General features: G+C 34.9%; 20 protein-coding genes and 1 pseudogene. 14 read left to right on the top strand and 7 right to left on the bottom strand.

Annotation, left to right across the window (positions count from 1 at the left end; genetic code table 11):
- Positions 1-18 precede the first annotated feature (18 nt).
- Positions 19-831, top strand: a complete 813-nt coding sequence (gene thiD / locus AC3B6G_RS02955; RefSeq protein ID WP_489848942.1) for a bifunctional hydroxymethylpyrimidine kinase/phosphomethylpyrimidine kinase — start codon at positions 19-21, stop codon at positions 829-831.
- Between the two features lie 40 nt (positions 832-871).
- Here thiD and AC3B6G_RS02950 read toward each other — a convergent pair whose 3' ends face one another.
- Positions 872-1,834, bottom strand: coding sequence for a biotin--[acetyl-CoA-carboxylase] ligase (locus AC3B6G_RS02950; protein WP_489848941.1), 963 nt, complete (start codon positions 1,832-1,834; stop codon positions 872-874).
- A 181-nt stretch (positions 1,835-2,015) separates the two neighbouring features.
- Between AC3B6G_RS02950 and AC3B6G_RS02945 the strand changes: the two genes are divergently transcribed.
- The 4 genes from AC3B6G_RS02945 to AC3B6G_RS02930 all read left to right on the top strand — a co-directional run bounded on the left by AC3B6G_RS02945 (position 2,016) and on the right by AC3B6G_RS02930 (position 5,841).
- Entirely contained in the window at positions 2,016-2,729 is a 714-nt protein-coding gene (locus tag AC3B6G_RS02945; protein WP_489848940.1) for a class I SAM-dependent methyltransferase, read from the top strand.
- An 81-nt stretch (positions 2,730-2,810) separates the two neighbouring features.
- Entirely contained in the window at positions 2,811-3,323 is a 513-nt protein-coding gene (locus AC3B6G_RS02940; protein ID WP_489848939.1) for a type 1 glutamine amidotransferase domain-containing protein, read from the top strand.
- A 117-nt stretch (positions 3,324-3,440) separates the two neighbouring features.
- Positions 3,441-4,118: a CPBP family intramembrane glutamic endopeptidase gene (locus AC3B6G_RS02935; protein WP_489848938.1), complete on the top strand. Its 678-nt coding sequence runs from the start codon at positions 3,441-3,443 to the stop codon at positions 4,116-4,118.
- A 358-nt stretch (positions 4,119-4,476) separates the two neighbouring features.
- Positions 4,477-5,841 carry a glutamate--cysteine ligase gene (locus tag AC3B6G_RS02930; protein WP_489848937.1) on the top strand — a complete coding sequence of 455 codons (1,365 nt, stop codon included), beginning with the start codon at positions 4,477-4,479 and terminating at the stop codon, positions 5,839-5,841.
- Between the two features lie 72 nt (positions 5,842-5,913).
- Here AC3B6G_RS02930 and AC3B6G_RS02925 read toward each other — a convergent pair whose 3' ends face one another.
- Positions 5,914-6,789, bottom strand: a complete 876-nt coding sequence (locus AC3B6G_RS02925) for a metal ABC transporter solute-binding protein, Zn/Mn family (RefSeq protein ID WP_489848936.1) — start codon at positions 6,787-6,789, stop codon at positions 5,914-5,916.
- A gap of 242 nt (positions 6,790-7,031) precedes the next feature.
- Entirely contained in the window at positions 7,032-8,408 is a 1,377-nt protein-coding gene (locus tag AC3B6G_RS02920; RefSeq protein WP_489848935.1) for a class II fumarate hydratase, read from the bottom strand.
- Between the two features lie 265 nt (positions 8,409-8,673).
- On the opposite strand from AC3B6G_RS02920, the gene AC3B6G_RS02915 reads away from it, so the two are divergent.
- The 5 genes and pseudogenes from AC3B6G_RS02915 (at position 8,674) to AC3B6G_RS02895 (ending at position 12,020) form a co-directional block, all read left to right on the top strand.
- Positions 8,674-10,251, top strand: a complete 1,578-nt coding sequence (locus AC3B6G_RS02915; RefSeq protein ID WP_489849561.1) for an Nramp family divalent metal transporter — start codon at positions 8,674-8,676, stop codon at positions 10,249-10,251.
- A 13-nt stretch (positions 10,252-10,264) separates the two neighbouring features.
- Positions 10,265-10,705 (top strand): universal stress protein, encoded by a 441-nt coding sequence (locus AC3B6G_RS02910; protein ID WP_489848934.1) that lies wholly within the window; start codon positions 10,265-10,267, stop codon positions 10,703-10,705.
- Between the two features lie 81 nt (positions 10,706-10,786).
- Entirely contained in the window at positions 10,787-11,089 is a 303-nt protein-coding gene (locus AC3B6G_RS02905; protein WP_489848933.1) for a hypothetical protein, read from the top strand.
- Positions 11,090-11,434, top strand: a pseudogene (locus AC3B6G_RS02900) (DUF488 domain-containing protein); the annotation flags it as partial. It lies immediately after the preceding gene.
- Positions 11,435-11,714: 280 nt separating this feature from the next.
- On the top strand, positions 11,715-12,020 hold the full coding sequence (locus AC3B6G_RS02895) for a hypothetical protein (RefSeq protein ID WP_489848932.1): 306 nt from the start codon (positions 11,715-11,717) through the stop codon (positions 12,018-12,020).
- A 76-nt stretch (positions 12,021-12,096) separates the two neighbouring features.
- Here the strand turns inward: AC3B6G_RS02895 and AC3B6G_RS02890 are convergent, their stop codons facing one another.
- The 4 genes from AC3B6G_RS02890 to AC3B6G_RS02875 all read right to left on the bottom strand — a co-directional run bounded on the left by AC3B6G_RS02890 (position 12,097) and on the right by AC3B6G_RS02875 (position 16,245).
- Positions 12,097-12,804 (bottom strand): DUF975 family protein, encoded by a 708-nt coding sequence (locus AC3B6G_RS02890; RefSeq protein WP_489848931.1) that lies wholly within the window; start codon positions 12,802-12,804, stop codon positions 12,097-12,099.
- A gap of 86 nt (positions 12,805-12,890) precedes the next feature.
- Complete coding sequence (locus AC3B6G_RS02885; protein WP_489848930.1) at positions 12,891-13,316, bottom strand: Hsp20/alpha crystallin family protein; 426 nt, start codon at positions 13,314-13,316, stop codon at positions 12,891-12,893.
- A gap of 172 nt (positions 13,317-13,488) precedes the next feature.
- Complete coding sequence (locus AC3B6G_RS02880; RefSeq protein ID WP_489848929.1) at positions 13,489-14,832, bottom strand: dihydrolipoyl dehydrogenase family protein; 1,344 nt, start codon at positions 14,830-14,832, stop codon at positions 13,489-13,491.
- A 75-nt stretch (positions 14,833-14,907) separates the two neighbouring features.
- Entirely contained in the window at positions 14,908-16,245 is a 1,338-nt protein-coding gene (locus tag AC3B6G_RS02875) for a dihydrolipoyl dehydrogenase family protein (RefSeq protein ID WP_489848928.1), read from the bottom strand.
- Between the two features lie 237 nt (positions 16,246-16,482).
- Here AC3B6G_RS02875 and AC3B6G_RS02870 point away from each other — a divergent pair, with 237 nt between their 5' ends.
- The 4 genes from AC3B6G_RS02870 to AC3B6G_RS02855 all read left to right on the top strand — a co-directional run bounded on the left by AC3B6G_RS02870 (position 16,483) and on the right by AC3B6G_RS02855 (position 26,557).
- Positions 16,483-16,980, top strand: a complete 498-nt coding sequence (locus tag AC3B6G_RS02870; protein ID WP_489848927.1) for a hypothetical protein — start codon at positions 16,483-16,485, stop codon at positions 16,978-16,980.
- A gap of 406 nt (positions 16,981-17,386) precedes the next feature.
- Complete coding sequence (locus AC3B6G_RS02865) at positions 17,387-18,685, top strand: MFS transporter (RefSeq protein WP_489848926.1); 1,299 nt, start codon at positions 17,387-17,389, stop codon at positions 18,683-18,685.
- 197 nt (positions 18,686-18,882) lie between these two features.
- Entirely contained in the window at positions 18,883-20,505 is a 1,623-nt protein-coding gene (locus AC3B6G_RS02860; protein WP_489848925.1) for an ABC-F family ATP-binding cassette domain-containing protein, read from the top strand.
- 202 nt (positions 20,506-20,707) lie between these two features.
- Positions 20,708-26,557 carry a BspA family leucine-rich repeat surface protein gene (locus tag AC3B6G_RS02855; protein ID WP_489848924.1) on the top strand — a complete coding sequence of 1,950 codons (5,850 nt, stop codon included), beginning with the start codon at positions 20,708-20,710 and terminating at the stop codon, positions 26,555-26,557.
- The last annotated feature ends 41 nt before the right edge of the window (positions 26,558-26,598 follow it).

Below are 26,598 nucleotides of genomic sequence, written 5' to 3'. Positions count from 1 at the left end.
TTGGTTAGGGTGATGAAAATGAGTGAGTTTCCAGAAGTAATGACGGTCGCAGGAACTGATTCTGGAGGTGGGGCTGGCATGATGGCTGATATGAAAACTTTTCAAGCTTGTCATGTTTTTAGTACGAACGTTATCGTAGGTGTCACAGCTCAAAACACAATTGGGGTAAAGTCCGCTTATCCATTGCCTTTGAAGATGATAGATGATCAATTTAATGCAATCGCTGCTGATTATAAAATTAAAGCAGTAAAAACGGGAGTTTTATTTAATGTGGATCATGTTAAGACGGTAATTCAAAATTTAAATCATTATTCTTTTGGAAAGATCGTGGTGGATCCAGTCATGGTAAATCGAGACGGGGTAAGGTTATTTGATGATGAGACAATTGAAGTAATTGTAAATCAATTGATACCGATTGCTGACGTAGTTACCCCTAATTTACCAGAAGCAGAGATTATTGTGGGGCATGAATTAAATACCACAGAAGACATTGAAAGCGCCGCTGAGCAAATTCAAATCAAGGGATCAAAAAATGTGATCATTAAGGGGGGACGTTTGAACTCTCCAGATAGTTCTGATTTTGTCCGCTTATCAAACGGAAAAAGTTTTTGGCTAAATGGTAAACACGTTGATTCCAAAAGAAAACATGGAACGGGTGATACATTATCAGCAGTAATTACTGCTGAATTAGCTAAGGAAAAATCTGTTGAAGAATCAGTTAAAATAGGTAAAAAATATTTAAATATAATCTTACAACACGAAATTAAAGTTGGACATGAAAATGGTCCGCTTAATCATTGGGGATCAGAAGGTTCTTCGTTAAAGATATAATAAAAAAGTTATCCAAATCAGTTAAAGATTGGATAACTTTTTACTTGTTTTTGAGTCTGACCTTTGTTACTTCACCGGCCGTGATATGTTGAATTTGGTGTTCATTATCTTCTAATATTAAAGCTCCGTTATCATCAATATTTTTAACAATTCCTGTTAATGTTTTCCGATTTATATTGATGGTAACTTGATGTCCAATTACGACTGATAATTTACGATATTCATTCATTTCAGTCCCATCTTTATAAGTTGGGTAACTTTTTAAAAATTGATTGATGATGTTAGCAGCAATTTGATTTCGATTGACGGTTTTATTTGTGATAGCGGTTACTGGTTGAGTAATCGTTTTTGGAAAATTTTCTGTCGATAGATTGATCCCAATCCCAACAATAATGGAGGTAGGTTGCATTGTTTCAATATCCATAATTGTTTCAGTCATAATTCCAGCAACTTTTCGATCGTTGATCCAAATGTCATTGATCCATTTTAAACCAAATTGGATTTTGGGGAATGATTTTTTTAATCCATTTACAACGGTAACAGCTGTGGTTGTGGTTAATAGCCCGGGGTTAATTGGATTTGAAACATTTGGAACAATAATGGTCAGGTATAATCCCGAATTAGCTGGGGAATAAAAACTACGGCCCCGTCTGCCATAACCAGCTGTTTGCTGGTTGGCAATGATGATTGTTGGTTTAGAAATGACTTTTTCATTAACCAAATTTTTAGCATATTTATTAGTTGAATCAATGGTACCAAAGCATTTGACAGAAACGTCTTGACTACATAAATGAGCAATGGTTTCAGCGCTTAAAGTTGTTGTTCCTAAATAACGATAGCCTAAACTGTGCTTCCGTTCAATTTGATAACCAGATTCTTTTAAGGAATTAATATTTTTCCAGATCATGGTTCGACTAATTTGTAACTGTTCAGCTAGTTGGTTACCAGATAACCACTCATTTTGATGGTTCAAAAAAATATTTAGGAGCTGCTTTTTTGACATGATAAATCCCCTTTTGATTCCTTATTGCTTATATCATAGCATATAAAAAAAGCATTTTTTAAATATCATTAGGGGAATGATTAGAAATTCTTAATTATAATTAAGCGATATTACCAGATATTCATTATTTAGTTTGTTATAATAGAGAGTTGAAATACATATTTAAGGGGATTGTTTTTAAATGTTCAAAAATTTAAGACATTATGGAATCTATAAACCCAACATATTAACGATTAGTGTTTTAGTTGCAATTGTGATGTTTGCCCTACATAATTTTTTATCAATAGTTGTTGGTGTTTTAGCCGTGATTGTTTTTATCATGACAATCGTTCGGAATATTTACCGTTATCATTTAATTAATGCTTTGATCAAAGATCAAAAAATTAGTTCTGATATGCATGCACTAGACTTAGCCACTAAACGTGGATACGGGTTAGTAGAATTGACCAATCAAGCTAAATCTGCATTTGTTGATGGGTTTGAAGAAGATTTTGATGATTATACAAAAGAAGCAAAGGTAAATGCTAAGCGTGATAGTGATATTTCACGCATTAAGCTGAATCATGGGGATGTTCGTTATTTACCTTATCCAACCGATTATTTTAACGTTATTTCGATTATGCCTACGGCAACGAGTCGCTTTGCAAGTAGTCGAGAAAGTAATTACCAAGATGGGTTCCAAGAGGCAATTCGTGTATTAGCTCCTAAAGGAACTGCTTTGATCGTTATGCCAAAGAAAAAAGCGATGCAAATTGCGCAATATCTCTTTTCTCAGGATAAAATGGTTGAGGTCTATTTAGCTAGACCAGAATATCAATTATTAATGGGTTATCAACCAATTGTAGTGAAGAAGAAGGCCCGAACTGAAACTAAAAAAGATTCCCAAAAGAAGTAAGCAAAATGTTTGAAGCTGCTTTTGAATTTAGCTATCATTAATAATGTAAGATAGTTACTGGATTCAAAGGAGGAATTTTTTATGAGTAAGATTGCTGCAATTGTTACAAATATGTACGAAGATGTAGAATTGACTGCTCCTAAAAAGGCCTTAGAAGATGCTGGTCATCAAGTCGATATTATTAGCGATAAAGCTGGTAGTACCATTGAGGGTAAGCATGGCGATAAGGAACACGTTGACAAGTCAATTGATGAAGTTGCTCTAAGTGATTATGATGCATTGTTCATTCCTGGTGGTTTTTCACCTGATCAATTACGTGCTGATGATCGTTATATCAATTTGACTAAGGACTTCTTAATTAGCAATAAACCTGTATTGGCTATTTGTCACGGTCCTCAATTATTTATCCAAACTGGATTAGCTAATGAATTAACATTAACTTCTTACTTAACTGTTCGTCCTGATTTATACTATGCAGGAGCAATAGTTAAAGATCAACCAGTTGTTGTTGATAAGAAACATTCATTGGTTACTAGTCGAACTCCAGATGATATGGAAGACTTTAACCGTGAAATCGTAAACATCTTAAAATAGTTATTTAACCGTTACTAAAAATTAATATTATTACATGCATGAATAGCGACTTTGTTTCGGCAAAGCCGCTATTTTTGTTTTATGTTATAATCGGGTGAATTAAAAAGGAGAATTTAGATGAAAAAATTATCAGTTGGTGAATGGTTCAATCGAATTGGACTATTAATTTTATTTATTGGATTAACAGAGTGTGTATCAATTCCATTATTGTTAACTATGAAATCAACTAGCATGATGCAAATAATTGGCATTGTTGGTTTTTATCTTGCTTATGCATTGTTGATCACAGCGGTTACTTATTGTTATCGAAGGGATAGTGATTTTAAACCGCGGAAGTTTAAGATGCAAAATATCTTATGGGTAATTGGGGCGTATCTTGTAATTGTTTTTTCAGAAGTAGTTCTTTTGAATTTAAGTAAGGTCGTTTATCATACGGGAACATCTAAAAATCAAGAAGCAATTAATAGTATGGTTTCTTCTAGTCATACGGTATTGATCGTAATGGTAATTGGAATGGTTTTTTTCACTCCAATCCTAGAAGAAACGATTTTTCGGGGCTATTTAATGAATGCCTTCTTTAAACCTGAAAAATGGGTGTTGCCAATTATTGTTAGTGGAATCGTTTTTGCGTTTGCGCATGCTCAAAGTAATATTTTAACGTTTGGTGTTTACTTTGTAATGGGAATGGCATTAGCATTTGTTTACAAGAAAACTGGCAATTTGAAAACATCGATGTTGTTACATTTTATAATTAATGTCTTTGCCTCATTAGGATTAATTTTGACCTATCTATAAAATTAGGATTGACTTTTATAAAGATTGGTTTATAATCTTTAACAATTAGATAGATAAATGACGATGATAAGAACAGCGTTATCTTTTTTTTTAAGCGAGTATTGGTTGGTGGAAGAATACATTAAAAGGATTGAAACGTTATCATTCTTTAGTTAGTAAGTTGAAACAATAGTAAACTTCACCGGTCACACCCGTTACCAAGTGTCAACGTATCGCGATAATTATTTATCGCCGCACGTAAGGTCGGACGTTTTAATGTTCGATGGATAAGGTGGTACCGTGCAGAAGCACCCTTTTTCTCGTAATGAGATTAAGGGTGCTTTTTTTATCTATTTGGAAATATTAGGAGGGTCAACAAATGTTTAGTAGAATCGGACAATTAATTTTTGAAAAAGAAGCCGTTGCAAGTACATCAGATTTCCGAATGGGAATTGAGGTCGAAATGGATCGGGCTGATAAAAAGGGTCATTTAAGTATGGAACCATATCCAGATACGATTGGGGATGCACATAGCAATCCCTGGATTACAGAAGATTTCCTAATTGCAATGACTGAAGTGGTTACACCGGCTGCTGATAGTCCTCAGGATGCAATGCAATATTTATATCGAATTAACAATACACTAAGAAATGCGTTAGCCCCAGGCGAAATTTTATGGCCATTATCAATGCCACCAATTATGCCAAAGGTAAAACATAATGATTTGATTACTGATGCGACAAAAGAAAAACGTGATTTCTTAGTTAAGTGGGTCAAGTTACATCATGGAATGTCAGAAGCACTGCCTTGTGGGTTACATATTAACCTTAGTATCCATGGCCATATTGCAAAATTGATTCATCAAAATTTTAGTGATTTGTTTGATTCAGAACAAGCGGCTAAGAATTATTTATATTCCCGAGTCGGACAAGAATTTGTTCGTTATCGCTGGTTATTAACCTATCTATTTGGAGCTAGTCCATTGGCAGAAGCTAATTTTTATAACGATGATCAAAAACCATTAAATCATTTAGTAAGGAGTTTACGACAAACTGATGAATATGGATATGGAGCTAAGTTCTTAGTCGATTACACATCTATTGACGGCTATATTCATTCAATTCGCCAGGCAGTCAAGGATAAATTATTGATTCGTGAGTCTGAAGGTCAGGGACCAATTCGTTTTCGTGGTGGAAAAGATTTAGATGACTTGAAGAAGAACGGAATTCAATACTTGGAATTAAGAATGTTAGATTTAAATCCATTCAGTTCGATTGGAATTACAAGTAGCGAACTGAAGTTTATTCGTTTAATGGCTAGTTACTTTATCATGAACCCAGTTTTGAAGAAGGAAGAAGTTGAAAAGACCTTAATTCGCTCTAACAAAATGAATAATAAGGTCGCCTTAGAAAAACCAGATGAATGTACTTACCAAGTTCAAGCAGAAGCATTTTTGGAACGATTAGATTTATACGTTGATTTAATTCAAGCAGGACCAGAATACAAAGAAGTTTTACGACAAATGAAAATTCGTGTAAAACATCCTGAGATGACACCATGTGCTCAACTATGTGAACATATCAATAATAATTCATTGGCTGAATATGCGGTTAAATTAGGTTCTGAATATCAAAAAAGTGCTTTGATTGGGTTACGGCCATTTGAAGGATTCAATACTGAAGGTAAGCAACCAACAGCTGATGACCTTAAGAAGTTTTTGTTCCGCGATACCTTTAAATCATAATAAAAAGCTTAAGAGACGGAGTGGATGCCGTTTCTTAAGCTTTTTTTGATTTGGTATTAAATTGAACTCAATTTATTTTAAATTATCTAATTCTTTATATTGGCTCATCATCCAACTCTTATAAGTCTTTTGATTGTTAGGCATGGTTTCAGTAACTCGAATAACTGGAATCTTATTCTTTTCAGCTAATTTGACCATGTTCTTTACAATTTTATCGCCAGTTTGGGTATTGAAGACAAAGAATTTAATTTGATGTTTTTGAATTGCCTTGTGAAGGTTTTGAATTGCAGCAGGGGATGGATCAGTTTCATCTTCAATTGATTTAGCAAAATCATTATCAGCAACTTTGTAGCCCATTGCTTGAAGTGAATAGTCAAATACTGGTTCACTAACTGCAACCTTAGCTCCATGACTCTTTGTCTTTTGGTTAGCGATTGCATCACGCATTGGCTTTAAAGAATCAATGTATTTTTGAGCATTCTTTTCAAACGCTTTTTTATGCTTAGGATCCTTTTTACCAAAATCTTTAGCAAGTTCTTTAACTAACTTAGGCATGGTGTTTTCATTGTACCAAAGATGGGGATTGGCGTTGTTGCTCTTATGTAACAAATTACCGACCTTGATGTATTTTACATTTTGACCGTTACTGTTAACTAAAGAATCCATCCATTTGTCATAGTTGACACCGTTGGCAATCACAAAGTTAGCCTTAGTGATTTTTTTAGCAACGCTTGTTGTTGGTTCATATGAATGGGGATCAACGTTGGCATTGTTAATAATGGATGTAACATGTCCATAATTTCCTAAAACAGCTTTTGCAGCTTGACCATAAAAATTAACGGAAGAAACAACGTTAATTTGTTTTGATGATTGAGATTTGTCTCCACAACCTGATAACAATAATCCGCCACCAATGACAACGATAAAACTTAATAAAATAGTTTTCAAATGTTTCCAAAATGAATTGATAATGAAACGCTCCTTTTTAAATCGACTTATAAAAAGTAAGTAAATTCTTACATCAGTTATTCTGCCACATTCAAAATTAAAAAGCAATTATAAAGACTTTAGAATGAAAATGCCAACCGTAATAATTCCCGACCATAATAAGGCGGAAGCTTTTTCTTTTAGTTGAAAATGATGATAAAAGTGAGTTTTATTATTAGTGTTTTGAATGATTTTTTTCATTATTAATTATCCTGTTTATCGATATTAGTCATTGCCTTTGGATCAATCCATTGATTGAATTCATCTTCTGTTACGCCATCAGCAAGGGCAGCCTCTTTTAATGTTTGGTGATTTTTTAAAGCACTTTGGGCAATATGAGCACTTCGTTCATAACCAATATGTGGGCTAAGGGCAGTTACTAGCATTAATGATTGATGAACTAGTTGATTCATTCGATCACGATTGACACTTAGTCCCTTAACAAGGTGTTCATTTACAGAAGCTAATGTTTCATTTAGTAAGTTCGCACTGTCTAAGAAGTCTGCAATGATAATGGGTTTATAAACGTTCATTTCAAAGTTACCTTGGCTATTAGCAAAACTAATCGTGGTATCATGTCCCATTACTTGAGCACAGACCATCGTTAAAGCCTCGATTTGAGTGGGATTAACCTTTCCGGGCATGATTGACGAGCCAGGTTCGTTACTAGGAATATTTAATTCATTATAACCGGCACGCGGTCCACTGGCTAAGAATCGAATGTCATTGCCAACCTTGATTAAATCAGTTGCAAGCGTCTTAAAGGCACTGTGAACCATCGTGATTCCAGAATGATTAGCAAGGCCCTGGAATTTGTTAGGTGCAACCTTAAAATCAACGTCCAATTGTTTACTCAATTGTTTAACCATCTTTTTATCAAAGCCGTTTGGAGTATTTAATCCAGTCCCAACGGCCGTTCCACCAATTGGTAATTCAAGGAGTGAACTTTTAGCATTTTGAATAAATTGATAATCATGTTGTAAAGCATTCGCCCAACCACTGATTTCCTCGCCAACAGTAATAGGTGTGGCATCTTGTAAATGGGTTCGACCAATTTTAACAACATCATGGTATTTATCTGCCTTTTCCATTAAAGCGGCAATCAGAGATTTTAAAGTAGGTAATAACTTTTCAGTTGCTTGGTAGGCAGTCATCATCATCGCTGTTGGAAAGGTGTCATTAGAACTTTGCGAACGATTAACATCATCGTTAGGATGAATTTTAACAGTTGGCGTTAATTTTTTAGAAAGATGAGCAATAACTTCATTCACGTTCATATTCGTTTGAGTCCCACTTCCGGTTTGGAAAACAACCAATGGAAACTGTTCGTGGTAATCATTATTTAGAATTTCGTCAACAGCTTTTACGATTGCTTCCGCTTTATCATCATCGATATTATTTAGTTGTTGATTAACGATAGCAGCAGCTTTTTTAATTTGTAAAAGGGCTCTAATAACATTGATTGGCATTGTTTGACCAATTTTAAAGTTATTATGACTTCGTTCAGTTTGAGGCCCCCAAAGAACATTTGCTGGAACTTTAACTTCTCCAAGAGCGTCTTCTTCAATTCTAAATTTCATTATTTACCCAACTTTCTGCTTAGATTTGTGGTATGTTTCTGCTCTCAGTATATCAAAAAGCTACTATATAAGGGATATTAAATTCAGAATTAAGCTAAATAAACGATTTAATTCGATGCTATGTAATTAAATTTTTAGGAGAGTATAAAAAATGTTTAATTTTCTTTAAATCTAGTGTACAATGTGAGTTGGATTAAATGTAAAAGCATTTAGATTAAGAAAGGTGGAATTCACCGTGAGTGAAAAAGCTTCAAAAAAGGGTGGCATGCACAGTTTAATTCACTATGCTAATGGCCCATCACTAGAAGAAATTAACAGTTCTGTTGCTGTGCCAAAGGACTGGGGGTTCTGGAAAACATTATTTGCATATTCTGGACCTGGTGCGTTAGTTGCCGTTGGATATATGGATCCAGGTAACTGGTCGACTTCTATTACTGGGGGTCAAAGTTTCCAATACTTACTTATGTCGATTATCTTGCTTTCAAGTTTGGTTGCGATGTTATTGCAATACATGGCTGCTAAACTTGGGATTGTGACAAGAATGGATTTAGCTCAAGCTATCCGTGCACGAACAAGTAAAGCTTTAGGAATTGTTTTATGGATCATGACTGAATTTGCGATTATGGCGACCGATATTGCCGAAGTTATTGGTGGTGCGATTGCTTTGAACTTGCTGTTCCATATTCCATTGATCTTAGCCGTATTTATTACCGTATTTGATGTTTTACTATTATTGTTACTTACTAAGATTGGTTTCAGAAAGATTGAAGCGATCGTTGTTTGTTTAATTATTGTTATCTTAGTTGTGTTTGGTTACCAAGTTGCATTATCAAACCCTAACTGGGGTGGCGTATTTAAGGGCTTAATTCCAAGTGTAGATACTTTAAAGAGTAGCCCTACTATCGGTGGAATTAACCCATTATCTGGTTCTTTAGGGATTATTGGGGCAACCGTTATGCCACATAATTTATACCTTCACTCATCTATTTCTCAAACTCGTAAGTATGATGTTAACGATCCAGAAGATGTTCACCGGACTGTTAAGTTCACTACTTGGGACTCCAATATTCAATTAACTTTTGCATTCTTTGTTAATGCATTGTTACTTATTATGGGGGTTGCCGTATTTAAGACTGGTGCCGTTAAGGATTCATCATTCTTTGGTTTATTCGATGCTTTGAACAATACTAAGACTTTGAGTAATCCACTTTTAATTAGTGTTGCTAAGTCTGGAGTATTATCAACATTATTTGCTGTTGCTTTGTTAGCTTCAGGACAAAACTCAACTATTACAGGAACCTTAAGTGGACAAGTTATCATGGAAGGTTTCATTCACATGAAGATGCCTTTATGGGCTCGTCGTTTAATTACTCGTTTACTTTCCGTTATTCCTGTTTTGATTTGTGTTGCCATGACTAGTGGAGATTCTGCTATTCAAGAACATGAAGCTTTGAACGATTTAATGGAAAACTCACAAATTTTCTTATCCTTAGCTTTACCATTCTCAATGTTGCCATTACTTCTTTTGACTAATAATGAAAAAGAAATGGGACAATTCAAGAATACGCTTTGGATCAAGATTCTTGGTTGGATTTCTGTTATTGCCTTAATTGGTTTGAACATTAAGAACTTGCCTGATTCAGTCGCTGGTTTTTATGGTGACAACCCAACTGCAGCTCAAACCCATACTTCATTTATCATTGCTGTTTGTTTAGCAATTGGAATTATTGCTTTATTAGCTTGGACTCTATATGAAATGATGAGAACTGCTAACAAGATTGATTCTGAAGGCCAAACTCGTGGTGAAATGTTAGAAGAAAAAGCTGCCAAAGAACACAAATAGGAGATGTTAAAACATGGACAAAGGAAACGAAGATTTTCAAAGAATTTTAGTTGGTGTTGATGACTCTTCTGATGCATTATTAGCATTTCATTACGCTATTACTAAGGCAAAAGAAGATGATGCCCAATTAATTTTAGCATCAGTTCTTGAAGATGAAGATGTTAATGTTTACGAAGAATTATCACCTAACTATGTTCATGGTAAACGTGAAGATTTAGTTAAACACATGGAAAAGTATGAAGCAGAAGCAAAAAATGCTGGCGTAAAACACGTTAGTTCTGTAATTTCTTCTGGAAATGCTGGAGAAGCAATTGTTAAAGATATTATTCCCCATGTTGAACCTGATCTTTTAATTATTGGGGCTCGCTCTAAACGTGGTCTTGCGCGTCATTTTGGTAGTCAAGCTGCTTACATGACTCAATATGCACCAATTTCAGTTATGGTTATTCGTTAATCATATCAATAGAAATTAAATAAATAAGCTGCTAGGATTGAATTATCAATCTAAGCAGCTTATTTTTTTGGAGGAAAGTCCATGAATGGATTAATTAAAATTGTTGAGAAACATAAAGATAGTTTAAGAACTGAATATCGTGGAGAATATGGTTATTTTTGGACGGAAAGCCATGCTTTTGATGGTACGATTAACTCATTTGAAAAAGCTTTTCAATTATTGGAACACCATTTTCCAGAAACTTTTTTAGCACCAAGATACCTTGATATGTATCGAAAACGATTTATTATTCAGGTAGTTAAAAAAGATGCATTGGGGACAGATTTAGGAATGTATGTGGTGAATAATGATGGAAGAGTAGATAAATGGAAAGAAGAAGGCTAAATGTTAAAAATTGAAAGGATATATACGAAACCATTTGATATGAAAGGCTATCGAATCCTAGTTGATCGTAAATGGGCTCGTGGGATATCGAAACAAGCTGCTCAATTGGATGATTGGGCTAAAATTATTGCTCCGTCTAATGAATTACGAGAATGGTTTCAACACGTTGATGCGCGTTATCCTGAATTTGAGGAACACTATTTCAAAGAATTATCACAAAATTCAATGATGCCTGATTTTCTTGCTTTAATTAAACAACATCTAAACGATGAGAATGTCATTTTGCTTTATGGTGCTAAAAACGTTAAACATAATAATGCAGTTGCTTTACAAAAATATTTAATTGATAAATTAAATTTAAAGGAATGTGATTTATCTTTAATTGATTATATGTATAATGATGGAGCGACTAATCGAGATAAGGAATTGCCTCAATTAGTTAAATTGATAAGAGATCATAACATCGATTTAGATCAATTTGGGTTAAAAATAGATAATAATAAGTTTTATTATGGAAATATTAAAAAGGCTTTAGACCATTATCAATTAATGAAAATTTTAAAATAGAGATAGCATTTAGTTTATAAACTTATTATAATGATCAAAAACTGAGGAGAATCAATATATGAAAAAATTATTAGTTTCGTCACTTTTATTGTTTTTACTAAGTGGATATAGCATAACAGCAAGTGCTAATCATAAAATCAATACGCCTAATCAAGCAAGAACAGCTTTGTTTAATAAGTTGTATCATAGTAAAAACAAAAAGAAGTTAAAGCAAGCAAAACATACTTTTTACATTGGAGTTAAAAAGTACAAGAATCATTATTTGTGTCAGATCGAAAACATTAATCTAAAAAAGAAGGGTTATACCGGACTTATCGGCTACTATAATGTTTATAAGAATGGTCATATATCAGATGCAGATTAGAATATTATATTGTTATAATCAAATTCTTATTGTATAAAAAAAGAGTACCATAACAGGGTACTCTTTTTTTATATTTTTAGTTGGTTGAAGCAGTTTGATTATCAGCATTTTCAACTAGTTGATTGTAGTAATCAGCAAATGTTAATTGGACGTAAGGGAAAACGTAAAAACCAGCAATTCCAGCGGTAATTCCCACTAGTAAGTACCACCAAATGAAACTTAAGTTTAAAATAAAGAATTCCCATTTATGACCATCCATTAATTGACGGCTTCTGGTAATGGCTTCAAGATAACCAATCTTTTCACCACGATCTAAAGCATCACGATAAATGTATTGAGCTTGTGAATATGCCAGACTCTTGATGATTCCAGGTATGATAAGAAGGAACATCCATAAGAATGTAAATAAATAAGTCAAAAAACCAATACAAATTGCGGGAAGTAAGTAGCCGCCCTTCAAAATAGTTGATGACTTATGAAAACCATGAAGGTAATCATCCTTATTTCTGGCAACGTCGATACAAACATACATGATTCCAACTAATGCTAATCCTGCTAAAATTTCGAATAAGAATGTTAATCTTAAGCTAAAAACAGAACTGTAGATACCATTATAAAAACCTGTCATAAAATTGTCAGGATAGGTATTAACATTAACATTGGTATAACTTACTGATTGCCCCACAGCATACAAAATAAAGTAGGGTAAAAATAATACGAAAAAGAAGCCAAAGTGATTATTTAATTTTTCTTTAACAACTTTTTTCATTTGTGCTCTTGTCATATATAATTCACCTCAATTCCTATACTACATAAAAACGCGCTAGATTGCAATGCGATACAATCTAGCGCGTTTTATTCGTTTAAGAATTATTTGATATCAATTTCTTGATTCTTATCTTCCTTAGCAACCTTAGGTAAGTTCAATGTAAGCATTCCACCATCGTAGTTTGCTTCAATCTTACTGTTATCAACGTTTGGAAGATAGAATTGACGATTGATATTACTTGATGAACGTTCTTGACGTAAGATGTTACCATCTTCGTCCTTATTTTCCTTAGTTAAGTCGTGAACAGCATGAATCTTTAGTGTGTTATCACTGTAACTAAGGTGAATATCATTCTTCTTGAAACCAGGTAATTCAGCCTTAACTTCAAAATGATCTTTCTTATCAACGATATCGGTCTTCATTTGATTAGTAGCAACAGTATTGAATAAACTCTTACCGAAGTTACCAAAGAAATCATCCATTGGATCGAATAAGTCATTATCTCTACGATTTAATTCATTAGCCATAATCAAAAACCCCTTTATTATAATTTTTATTTTTAATTTAGTAGGTAAAGCGGAACACCTATCATTTGTTTTATTCTCTTGTTCCTCTTTACATTTTCTATATTAGACCTTTTAAATGAGAATGCAAAAATTTAGCACTCTAAATTTAGAGTGCTAAATAAAATTTTAATAACTATAATTTTTTCCAACCTTCGTGCATGATTGAGGGGAAAAGCGGGCAAATTTGTTCAGTTTCTTCTGGCGTTAACTTCAAAGCAATTGCTGGAAGCACAGAATTAACTAAATCTTGTGCGCGTTCGCTAACTTCAGTTGCGCCAACTAATTTACCTTCCTTATCATAGATAAAAATTTGATCGCCGATTTGATCATTATTGATTTCGCGGAACCAATCATTAGTAACATCTGCTTCGTTGATCGTATATTTATCAGGATGAGCTTTGGCTTCATCGACTGAGATACCAGCTTCAGCAATTCGAGGCGATGTAAAGGTCACTGTGGGCATAACAAATGGTTTCATTGGTTTGTCGGTATCACCCATGATGTAATGAGCAATGTATTTAGAATGGTGAGTAGCAGTAGGGGTCAACTTAGGATCAGTTGTTTTAGCAACATCACCAGCAGCAAAAATGTTGTCATAGTTAGTTTGCATTTTACCATTAACAATAATGCCCTTATTGTCATATTTTATTCCCATTTCATCTAATCCATATCCTGTTAGGTTAGGATTACGACCAGTTGCATCTAGAATCCAATCAGTTGGTAATTTTTCATTATCACCATATTTAACGTAAAGTTGGTCACCATCTTTTTCGAATGCTTGAACATTAGCGTTCTTAAAGAAAGTCACTCCATTAGCTTCCATTTCAGTCATTACTTTTTGAACAAAAGGACCGTAGAATTTACGCAGTGCCCGATCACCGTGCATCAGAACGGTAACTTCACTACCAAATTCACTTGCTATCGTAGCAAATTCCATACTGATGTAACTAGAGCCAATTACGGCAATGTTTTTTGGTAACTTGTCTAAGTCTAAGAAGGCCTTGCTGTCATGAGCAAGTTCAGTTCCAGGAATATCTAATTGATTAGGGTGAAGACCAGTTGCAATTACGATTTTATCAGCAGTGTATTTATGACCATCAACATCTAAAGTATGTTGGTCAACAAATTTAGCCCAGCCATGAATCACATCGATTCCTTGTTTGTTGAATTTCTTTTCCATCCCAGCAGCAAGAGGATCGATAACTTCATGTTTGTACTTCATGTTGTTTTCCCAGTTCAAATGAAGAGCACCTTGAACGATATCTTTCGTCCGTTGTTGAGTTCTCATTGTTTCAACCGGACCATCTAAAACGATTTTGGCGTTACATGCGTAGTTGGTACATGTTCCACCAACCCGATCTGCTTCAATCTTAGCTACTTTGTAACCACGTTTTGCAAGCGGAACAGCACCATCAGATGCGTGTCCAGCTCCAATAAATAATACGTCGTAATCATATTGTGAGTTCTTTGCTTTCATTAATACTTCCTCCATTTTTCTATTTCTTATTTATTAAAAAGGAGCGTTGATTAGCGCTCTTTAATTATTTTAAAACTATAAGTTTGCCCAAACGTCGCTCGCAATTGTAGGGAAGAGATAAATCATTCTGCCGATTTGTTGCTTGTTTAATTTAAGTTCAATTGCAGGAAGGACTGAGTCAATTGCATCATCAGCCTTATCACTTAATTCGGTTGCACCAACCAAATGGCCAGCTTTATCAAAGACTAATGCCCGTTTTGCAACATTTTCCTTATCAGCTTGATAATACCAATCTTTAGTTAAATCACTTTTAACGACTTTGTACTCACTGCTGTTTTCAGCCTCAGCAACAGGTACGCCGACCTCAGCTAAGCGAGGTGAGGTAAAACTAACTGTTGGAACATTAGGAAAATCGATTGGATCAGTAGTTGCTCCTGTGAATAACTGCATTAAATAGGTACTTTCAAAAACAGCAGTAGGGGTTAATTTTGGTTCTTTACTATTAATAACATCACCTGAAGCATAAATATTATCAACGCTAGTTTTAAGATGATCGTTAACAATAATTCCATGGTTATCATATTTAACACCAACTTCATCGAGGCCAAAGCCTTTAACGTTTGGTTTCCGTCCAGTAGCATCTAAAATATAATCAGTTGTTAATTCTTGGCCATCACCATATTTAACAGTGAACTGGTCACCATTTTGTTCAAAAGCAGCAACCTTTGAATTAGGAATGAATTTAATGCCATCTTTTTCCATCTTAGCCATTAAATCTTTAGCATATGGTTGATAGAATTGACGTAGAGCTGTGTCACCATGCATAAGAACCGTAACATCAGCATTTGCAGCATTTGCAATTGTCGCAAATTCCATACTAATATATCCAGAACCAATAATTGCGATGCGCTTTGGCATTTCATCAAGAGCTAAAAAGTCTTTACTGTTTTTACCAAATTCGGTCCCAGGAATGGCTAACTTATTAGGATGTAATCCAGAAGCAATAACAATTTTATCTGCAGTTTTACTTTCACCATTAACTTCAATGGTATGTGGATCAGTTAGCTTACCGTATCCCATGATAACTTCAATTCCAACTTTATCCAACATTCCCTTAATGGCTCCTGGAAGATCATCAATGACAGCATGTTTATGATTCATGTTGCCAGCCCAATTAACGGAGTTTAGTTCGCCATTCAATTCACTTTCTAGTCGTCTTTGTTTATGAACTAAAGTAACGGGGGCATCGAGGGCAATTTTAGCGTTACAGCCCCAGTTAGGACAAGTTCCTCCAATTGCTTCAGCTTCAATAATACCAACTTTTTTACCACTCGCAGCAAGGGGAATTGCACCATCAAAGGTTCCGTGCCCGGCACCAATATATAAGACATCATAATCATAGTTGTTTGTCATATCAATATCTCCCTTTAATAATTTAATCTAAATTCATATTATCATCATAATATATCGTTTACAATCTATTTGTATTGTGAGGATTTAAATGGATTTTATTAGGCATATCAAAAAATATTTTTAGATTAAAAGATAAAACCGTAAAAATGTGATATATTATAAATAGATCTACTATCAATAGTTGGTGAAAAATTGTTGGAGTCATTTAATGGCTGGAGATAGAAGGAGCGAATAAATATGGAAAAAGTTGTTTTAGATTCTTTTAGCAGTGTTAACAATATTAACGCTGAAGTGCGGGATAGTTTATTAAAAAATGCCTATCAATCCCCTTATTTGAATTTGGTAATGAATTTAATTCACGAAAAGAATCCTCGTTTTGGGAATAATTTAACTTATTATTTCATTGATGATATCATCAACGTTTACTTACATGGTGATAAGAGTGATGATCAAAAAGTTAATGAAGCTGCAGTTAAAGCGTATGATCAATATGTAGGTGAGATGGGGATTTTGGACTACAGATTGGATAATGAATTCTTTGAATTAGTTAATCATTATTTTAAGGAACATTTTGGTAAAAATTATAATCCTTCTGATTATTCTAATTTTATCAATGGTTATATTTTAACTGGCCCGTTGAATACTGAAACTGAAATCAAGTCTGCGATTAATAATGATATTCTTCATAATCAAGCTACTGATGATGATTTAAGTCGTGAAATAACACCTGCTTAGAGTTTAAAATCATTTTTTCTAATTTAAGGTTGACTTATATTAATAATCATGTATAATAAAAATCAATTAAACAAGCAGTAAGATTAAAAATAATGATAAATGAGTATTAAAAATTTAAGATTCTTTTAGCGAGTGTCAGTCTGGTGAAATGACATAGTATCTTAATTTTGAAAGGCATTTATTGATTGGATCCTTTTCGAGGGATTCAGGTATGACTACCTTTATCTAAGTCTGAGTATAAATGCTATTTGAATAGCACCGTACTTGTCGAGATTAGTCCTGTAAAGAACTAGTGAATAAAGGTGGTACCACGTGTAAACGTCCTTAAGAATTAACATTAATTAGTTAGTGTTAATTCTTAAGGACGTTTTTTTTGTTAAAAAAATTAAGAATTGGGGTTTGAATTATGGAAGCAAATATTAGTACAGAAACAATGATGATGAATGAAGTAAATCGGGCTAAGGAATCAAAGCTATTTTATAAAATTGTTGGTTTAGTATCTGCCGGAATGTTTTTGGATGCAATTGATGTTTATATGGCGAGTGCGGTTTCAGGTTCAATCGTAAGTACACATTGGGCGAACGCCCAGCAAAATGCTTATTTTCTTTCTAGTGGATTCTTAGGTCTTTTCATTGGTTCGATTTTAGCTGGTGTGATTGGGGATATCAAAGGAAGAAGAGTTGCTTATCAAATGAATTTAATTTTGTTTGGCGTTTTTACTTTCTTAGCTGCTTTTGCTCCGAATGTGACTGTTCTAACGATATTTAGGTTAATCGCTAGCATCGGTTTGGGTTCTGAAATTGTGACTGGTTATTCTATGGTAAATGAATTTGCACCGGTTCATAGTCGTGGTAAATGGTGTGCAATTGTATCGATGATTGCTAACTTTGGAGCTCCTGTTACCATCATGATTTCTAGCTTCATTATTCCTGTATTTGGTTGGCGAATTATGTTCATCTTGATTGGTATTTTGGCAAGCATTATTTGGTTCTTGCGTCGTGACATTCCAGAATCTGCTCGTTGGTTGATTAAGCATGGTCGTTATGATGATGCTAAAACAGTCATTGATCAAATGGAAATTAATGATAACGAATCTGTAAAACAAGAAACGAAAGAAAATGAAATTAAACATCATCCAGTATGGATGAACTTGATCATCGCAACGATTGCAGTTTCCGCAACTATTATTTGTCAATACACCTTTACTTCATGGGTACCAACATTGTTGGTACAACGGGGAATCAACATGCATAATTCACTTTTTGCTTCTGCAATTATGTTGATGGGAGCTCCAATTGGCTGTGCGGTAGGTTCATTTATGGTTGATCGAATTGGACGAAAACCAGTTATTGTGACCGCATTCTTCTGTTCTGCCGTTCTTGGTTTTATCTATGCTCAACAAACAACGATTATGGGTGTTGAAATTATTGGTTTTTTGCTTAATGTTGCCCTTTATGTTTTGATGGCCAGTGTGGTTGCGGTATATGTTACTGAACTATTTAGTACGAAGTTCCGCTTTAGATGTGTAGGAGTTGCTAATGGAATCTCCAAGCTTTGTACTGTAGCAATGCCAATTGTTGTTACCTGGATGCTTTCGATTGCTTCACCAATTTGGATTTTTATTACCATGGGAGCAATTTCAATTATTGCTGGAATCATGGTTTGGATATTTGGGGAAGAAACAAATCATCAAAACGTTGATTAAATTTTAAATAATATTATAGGAAGAAACTGTTAAATTTTAAACAGTTTCTTTTTTCTTTCTTTAGAATTATGCATAATTATGGTATTGTAAGTACACTTAGATTTAATTTGAACGAATTAAAACGACGTCCGTCTGATTCATTTGAACCAGAAGGGCGCTTTGCTATGTATAAACGAATCGTTATAGGAGGAAAACAAATGATTACAGTTACTGATATGGGACTTCATTTTTCTGGAAAGAAGTTATATGAAAACGTTAATTTAAAATTTACCCCTGGAAACTGTTATGGAGTAATTGGTGCGAACGGGGCTGGAAAATCGACTTTTCTGAAATTATTAGAGGGGAAGATTGAGCCCACTAGTGGGCATATTTCAATTGGTGAAAATGAACGGATGTCTAGCTTAAGTCAAGATCATTATGCTTTTGAAGAATTCACGGTGTTAGATACCGTTATTATGGGATATAAGAAACTTTACGATATCATGAAGAAGAAGGATGCTTTATATGCTAAACCAGATTTTTCTGATGAAGATGGGGTTGAAGCTGCTAAATTAGAAAGCGAGTTTGCTGAAATGGATGGTTGGAATGCTGATTCTGAAGCATCTCAATTATTGCAAAGTCTTGGAATTCCTGAATCAATGCATGGAATGAAGATGAGTGAATTAACGGAAAGTCAAAAGGTGAAGGTCCTTTTAGCACAAGCATTGTTTGGTAAACCTGATATCTTACTACTAGATGAACCGACTAATGGGTTAGATAATCATACGGTTGAATGGTTACAAAACTTTTTAGCTGACTATCCTAATATTGTGATCGTTGTTTCTCATGATCGATATTTCTTAAATCAAGTTTGTACGATGATGTGTGATGTTGATTTTCAACGAATTCAAATGTATGTGGGAAATTATGATTTTTGGTTGAAGTCTAGTCAGTTAGCAGCAAAGATGAAAGCTGATTCGAATGCCAAAAAAGAAGATCAAATTAAAGAATTAAAAGAATTCATTGCCCGTTTTAGTGCCAATGCTTCTAAGTCAAAGCAGGCCACTTCGCGGAAAAAACAATTAGATAAGATATCGTTGGATGACATTAAGCCATCATTACGAAAGTATCCATTCATTAATTTTGAAACAGAACGTGAACTGGGTAATGATCTTTTACGGGTGGACAAGGTCTCAAAAACGATTGATGGGGTCAAAATATTAGATAACGTTACTTTTACTTTACGTCCAGGAGAAAAGACAGCGTTAATTAGTCGTAACGATTTAGCAACGACAACGTTGATGCAAATTATTGCTGGTCAAGTTGAACCAGATAATGGGACAGTTACTTGGGGACAAACGACGAAACGTTCCTATTTACCAAAGAATTTTAATGCTGAATTTCAAGATGGTGAGATGCCAATCATGGATTGGTTACGTCAATTTGCTAATAAGGACGAAAGTGATAACACTTTCATTCGGAGTTTTTTGGGGCGGATGTTATTTACTGGGGATGCGGTAAATAAGAAAGTTGGCGTGTTATCTGGAGGCGAAAAAGTTCGTTGCATGTTATCTAAAATGATGTTAGCCAAGGCAAATGTATTATTATTTGATGATCCTACTAATCATTTAGATATGGAATCAATTACCGCATTGAACGATAGTTTAATTAAATACCCAAGCTCAATTATTTTTACTTCCCATGATCACCAATTTATCCAAACGATTGCTAATCATATTATTGAAGTTTCAGATAAGGGAATTGTTGATCGCGCAGATACAACTTATAATGAATTTTTAGATAATTTAGATATTCAAAAACAAGTTGCACAATTATATTAATCAAAATTAGATGTCATTCATTTTATAAAAGTTTGTTTAGTTTTATACTAAATGAGCTTTTTTATTTGGTAACATATTATAATAAATCATATCGTGTGAATTATTTTTTTAGTAATGATATTATAAGTTCACAAAATTCTAAAAATAAATATTAATTTTAAAAAAGTAAACTTCTAAAATTTAATTGAGGTGAAAATATTATATGTATAACAAATATCAATTTAAAAAATTAAATGATAAAAAAGTAATGAAAAAAGTAAAGAAACAATGGGTAGTTGTTTCAATTGCATTAATGGGAGCTATGGGAGCTGGGGCTGCTTTTAGCGGTCAGCATAATGCTTATGCTGATGTTAAAACCAATACTAGTACATCAACTGACGTTACTACTTCAAATCAGACTAGTTCTAATTTGAATAATTCGACGACGCAAAGTAGTTCGACAGAAAATAGTAGGAATGTTTCAACTTCTAGTTCAGCGGAAAATACAATTTCTAATGGGTCAAGTGAAAATAGTTCAACAATGGCTTCTTCAAGCTCAATTAATTCTACTTCGTCTACAACGAGTGAAATTTCGAATGGTAGTGATAATTCGAAAGATGATTCTAATAATAACCAAAATAGTGGTAATAATTATTCATCGGCTGCCAATTCAGCTGCAAATGCAACTATAAATATAAGTTCCGCTTATACTCAGAGTATTAGTGCTGCAATGAGTGAAATGAATGTGTTTGCCAGTGCCGCTGGAATAACGGTTGATTCAACAACTGCATCAGCTCAAAACAGTTCAATTACTTCAGTTGAATCAGTTCTATCTAGTTTAGTTGCGAATGCAAGTTTGGCTAACGAAGCGACTTCTAATCAAATGGTGATTATTAGTTCTGCATCTGGCTTTATAAACAGTATCAATTCTAAAAGCCAAGTTAGAACCTTAAATTCAACTGTTAGTACCGTAAGTGTTGAGACAAATAGTGAGGATGAGCAAACTAGTACCAATGCATCATTAGTTAAATCTGCTCAATCCGTTGCTAGTGCAGCAATTACTACTGCATCCATCGAAGCAAGTTTAGCAATGAGCGATCAATCGACGGCGACTTCGCTAGTTAATGGTAGTCAAGTCGAGCTTCGTGATGGGAATGGAAACATAAACTACAATACTTCTTCGGTTTCTGGTAGATGGTCATGGAACCCTAATGATTCCTCTGCTGCTGAATATAATCTAGATAGTAATGGGAATTTAACGATTGAAAATGGAACCATGGATATGTGGTCCAATCAATTTAATAATAATAATGTGCCAAGTGCGATTCGTGATCAACCAAATGTTTATATTAAAACAATCACGATTAAGAATGTTACGGCGCCTGTTAACGCTTCTTATTTTTTTGATTCCAGTATTTGGTGGGGAAAATTAGATCATTTACAAAGTTTAGATGTTAGTGGCTTAAACACTAGTAATACTACTAATATGCAAAATATGTTCTCTTCTTTAATTAACACTCCCCAAATTAAAGGATTAAATAACTTTAATACTAGTAATGTTACTAACATGGCGGGGATGTTTGCCGGAGATCGAAATCTAACTGGGGAAGCATTGCCAGGAATGGCAGATTGGGATACTAGTAAGGTTACCACTTTATCTAACATGTTTTATAATGATTCATCAATTACGACTCTTGATTTAAAGAACTGGAATGTTGGAAAAGTAGCAGATTTAAGCCAATTATTTCAAGGAATGTTTAAGTTATCTGATTTAAATGTTTCTAATTGGCAGACTGATAGTGCAACTAATATGAACCTCATGTTTTTTCAAGATTATGCTTTACAAACGTTGGACTTAGGTTCATTTAATACCAGTAAAGTTACTAATACATCTAACATGTTTGGTCAGGATAGTAATTTACAAACGATCAAACAAAATTTTAATTTACAAAATGTTACTAATACTTCATATATGTTTGATGGTGATCATCAATTACAGAATCTAGATACCAGTAATTGGAATCTTGCAAAGAATGTAACATCAACTAATGGAAATATGGCTGGAATGTTTCAAGCCGATTCTAAAATAACTAATTTAGATGTTAAAGGTTGGAACACAAAAGCTTTTGATAATATGGCTAATACATTTAACGGTCTTGCTGCCGTTACTAATATTGACGTTAGCGATTGGGATACTAGTAATGCAACTAATATGAATGGAATGTTTGCTAACAATGGTTCGCTCACTAATCTTGATCTAAGTAGTTTTAATACTGATAAGGTTACTGAAATGGGAGTAATGTTCGCTAATGATAGTTCTTTAACGCGTTTAAACATTGCTAACTTCGATACTACCCATGCCAATACCAGTTGGATGCTTGGTGGGACTGGAGTGAATGATGTCACGATTGGAGCAAATACGATTTTAAATCGGAATACCATTGGTTATCCTAGTTGGGCCAGCGATGATTGGTATGTATACGGTTCTGATCAGTCTAAGACCTCGACAATTTTAGATGGGAATGCTCAAAAGCCTAATCGTTATGTTTTATTTAAGGCTAACCCGGCAGTCCCTTCATCCGCTGCTGCAGCAGCATCAAGTGCTACTAGCACCGCTAGTTCTGCTGCTAGTGATGCAGTGGTTATTTCAAGTGTAGCAAATGCGATTTCCGCCGCAGCTTCAGAGGCTAAAAGTTATGAGGATTCCATTGCAACTAGTGCAGAAAATGTAATGTCTTCTGCTAAAAACTTTTTAAGCGGGAATCCATCAATGCAGGATTGGAATTCATATATCAATAATGCCAGTTATATTGCTTCTAGTGCCGCTTCAGCTACTTCTTATTATAATAGTTTAATTAGTGCTGAAAATAAGTCACTAGGCTCGTTGATTGATTCTGCTAATAGTTTTGCTAGTTCAGCTAATAGTGCAGCTAGTGCAGCTTGGTCAAATGCTGAAGAAGCAGGTAAATACACTAGTATTGCCAATGCTGCAATGTATGATCCTAATAAAACTACTTCAGAAAAAGAAGCAGCAAGTCAAACTGCTCAAAGTACTGCTGATGCATACACTGCCTCTGCTAGTGCAGATTATTCTTCAGCTTCTAGTTTTGCTTCAGATGTGTCGTCAATTATTGATACGATTACCGTTCCAAGTCAACAAGCAGCTGACTATTCGACAGCTGCTAGTGAAGCAATTATTGCCGCTAATAATGCCACAAGTGATTTCAATTCCAATTATGACAGTTTGAGTAGTGCAACTGTTATGGCTTCAACTGCTTCATCAGTTGCATCATCGGCACTTCCGGCGGCAAGTACTGCAGCTAGTGATGCTAATACCACTTCAACGAATGCAAATGCCAAAAATAGTAATTCTTCTTCAGCAAGTTCTGCTGCTAGTGTCACTTCAAACATTGTTGATGCGGGGATTGCAGCGGCTAATTCTGTTAATGACCTGTCTAAAGCGGGGGTTAATAGTGGCAATGCGATTATTAGCTCTGCTTCGATTGCAATTAGTAATGCCAATGCATCGTTAGCTAGTTTGAATAATGATGCTCAGGCACAAAAGAGCTCTGCGGGAGAAGCAGTTAATTCAATTGCTGCTCAGTTGAAGAGTTTGGCTAATAACGTTCAACAAGCAAGTAGCTATAACCAAGATGTTATTAGTGATGCAGCGGTCCTATCAGGTGAAGTCTCTAGAAATGAGGGAACTTCTGCTTCTGATACTGAAACTAAGTTGTCTAATGAGGTTAAATCGGCTCAATATTTTAGTAACTCAGCCACTGCAAATTCACAAGCAATTGATGGATACATTAACAGTGTAAAAAATGCTACATCTCAAGCAATTGCTGATGAATCATCTGCAAATAACATCATCGTTATCATTAATAATAATTCCATCGCCGCTTCCAAAGCTAATAATGCAGATATTTCTTCTAGTAAAGCCAATGATGCTTCTAAGGCTGCCGAAAATAATAGCCAATCAGCCAATACCGATAGTATTAATGCATCCAATACATCGTCTTCTGTTAGTGATGTTGTAACTTCTGCTAATAGTAATGCTAGTGCTGCCACTAACTCTGCAAATTCAGCTGCAAATGCTGCTAGTTCAGCTATGAGCATTGCTTCGTTGGTTTCAAATAACGCAGCAGCAAGCAAAGCTGCAACAGATGCTGCTAATGCTAGTGCTGCTGCAATTATTGCTTCAAATAATGCCACTAGTGCATCTAGTGCTGCTCAATCAGCTGCTTCGGCTGCAGCAGCTGATAGTTTGAAGGCTAATGCTGCTAGTGCGGCAGCTTCAACAGCAAGTACAAAAGCATCTAGTGCAGCAGCTGCGGCAAGTTCAGCTGCTAGAAATGGTGATGATAGTGCTGCTGCTTCAGCTGAAACTGCTGCTTCAAATGCTGCAATAGATGCAAGTAAGGCTGCAACAGATGCATCTAATGCCGCAGCTGATGGGATTGTTCAGTCTACAGCTGCAGCTACAGCAAGTACTGATGCAAATGCTGCCAGTTCTGCCGCTGATGCAGCAAGTAAGGCCGCTGATAGTGCTAAAAGTGAAGCGATTGCTGCTTCTATAGCAGCAGGTTATGCTAGCAACGCAGCTTCTGATTCAACAGCTGCATCGAGTGCAGCTAACCATATTTCATCAGATCAAGTAATCATTAATTCAAATGCAGCTTCTGCTAATGAAAGTAGCACAGCAGCGTCAAATTCTGCTTCTGCTGCTAATGTTAGCAGCAGTACTGCTAGTTCTGCTGCAAGTGAAGCTAAAAGTATTGCTTCAGCCAATAATAATACGGGAATCAGTTCTGCTGCTAGTACAGCTTCCAGTGCTGCTGATTCTGCATCTAAAGCGGCTTCTTTAGCTAGTTCATACGCTAGTGCCACTAGTTCGGCAGCCAGTGCCATTAGTAGTGATAGCAGTACGGCAAGTTCTGCATCTAGTGTTGCTTCTAGTGAAAATTCGATTGCTTCCAGTGCTGCTAGTGCCGCTAGTTCTGCTGCTCAAAATGGTGATTCCTCATTAGCTTCATCACTAGCATCTAGTGCTAGTTCTGCTAATTCGGCTGCCCAATCGGCAAGTAATGCAGCATCAATTGCTGCAGATGATTCCAATAAACACCAAGTAGCTGCATCTAGTTTAGCTAGTCAGGCCGCTAGTGCCAGTTCTGATGCTAATTCTGCTGCCAGTTTAGCTAGTTCGGCAGCCAGTGTTGCTAAGAGCTTGGCTTCTTCGACGCCAAGTCCTAACCCGTACCCTGTTCCAAAATCCAGTGATTCTACTTCAGCTGCGATTCCTTCTCAAAATAATGGAATTCCGGAAATAAATAGTGCAAATAGCTTTACACATGAAACATCAAGTATAGCTTCTAATGAATATATTAAAGGGGCGAAGGCAGCTGCTAATAATGAGAAGAAAGCATCAAAAAATTCTTCTTACAACAATGGTTATCAAGATGCAATTCAAGGAATGCAAGCGGCCAATCCTAAAAAGGGTGCCATTAGTAATTTAAGTAATAAATCATTAGGATATCGAATTGGGTATGCAGTTGGATTTAATCAAAAACTTAAAACGCAACCTTTGTATATTTATCTTAAGTATCGAACAATGTTTTTGCATAAAATTAGCATTTTCACGGCTGAAGGACGTCAATTTAGATTCACACCGCGACCTCGCCATAATGCTTACGAATTTAAAGTATTAGGGATTCATGTTAACAAGAGTGGTTATGTTCGATATAAGGTATATACTGATTTCTTTGACAATCAAACCGGTCAAGGGAAACAAATTGGTTATATCACAACTAGAACTAGTTTTATCGGGAATGCTTATTATCAAAAAAAGGATCATTTAAAACGTGGAATTCAACCCCAAGTGAAAGTTATCTATAAACGAGGTATTTTATTGCATAGGGATGTTGCTTTAAAAGGTGAATCAGTTAAGCATTTATCTTCTGGAAGCAGATTAAGAGTAAAATCAATTGTTAAATACCATGGAATAACAAGATTTTATGTTGGTGATGGTCAATATATTACAGCTAACAAAAAGTTCGTAAAATATGTTAAATAATGTTATAAATTATACTAAATAAAATAAAAATCGAACGCTAT

Source organism: Nicoliella sp. ESL1149, assembly GCF_058107265.1.
Note: the sequence above shows the minus strand (reverse complement) of the source record. Positions and strands in the feature narration are given on the sequence as shown.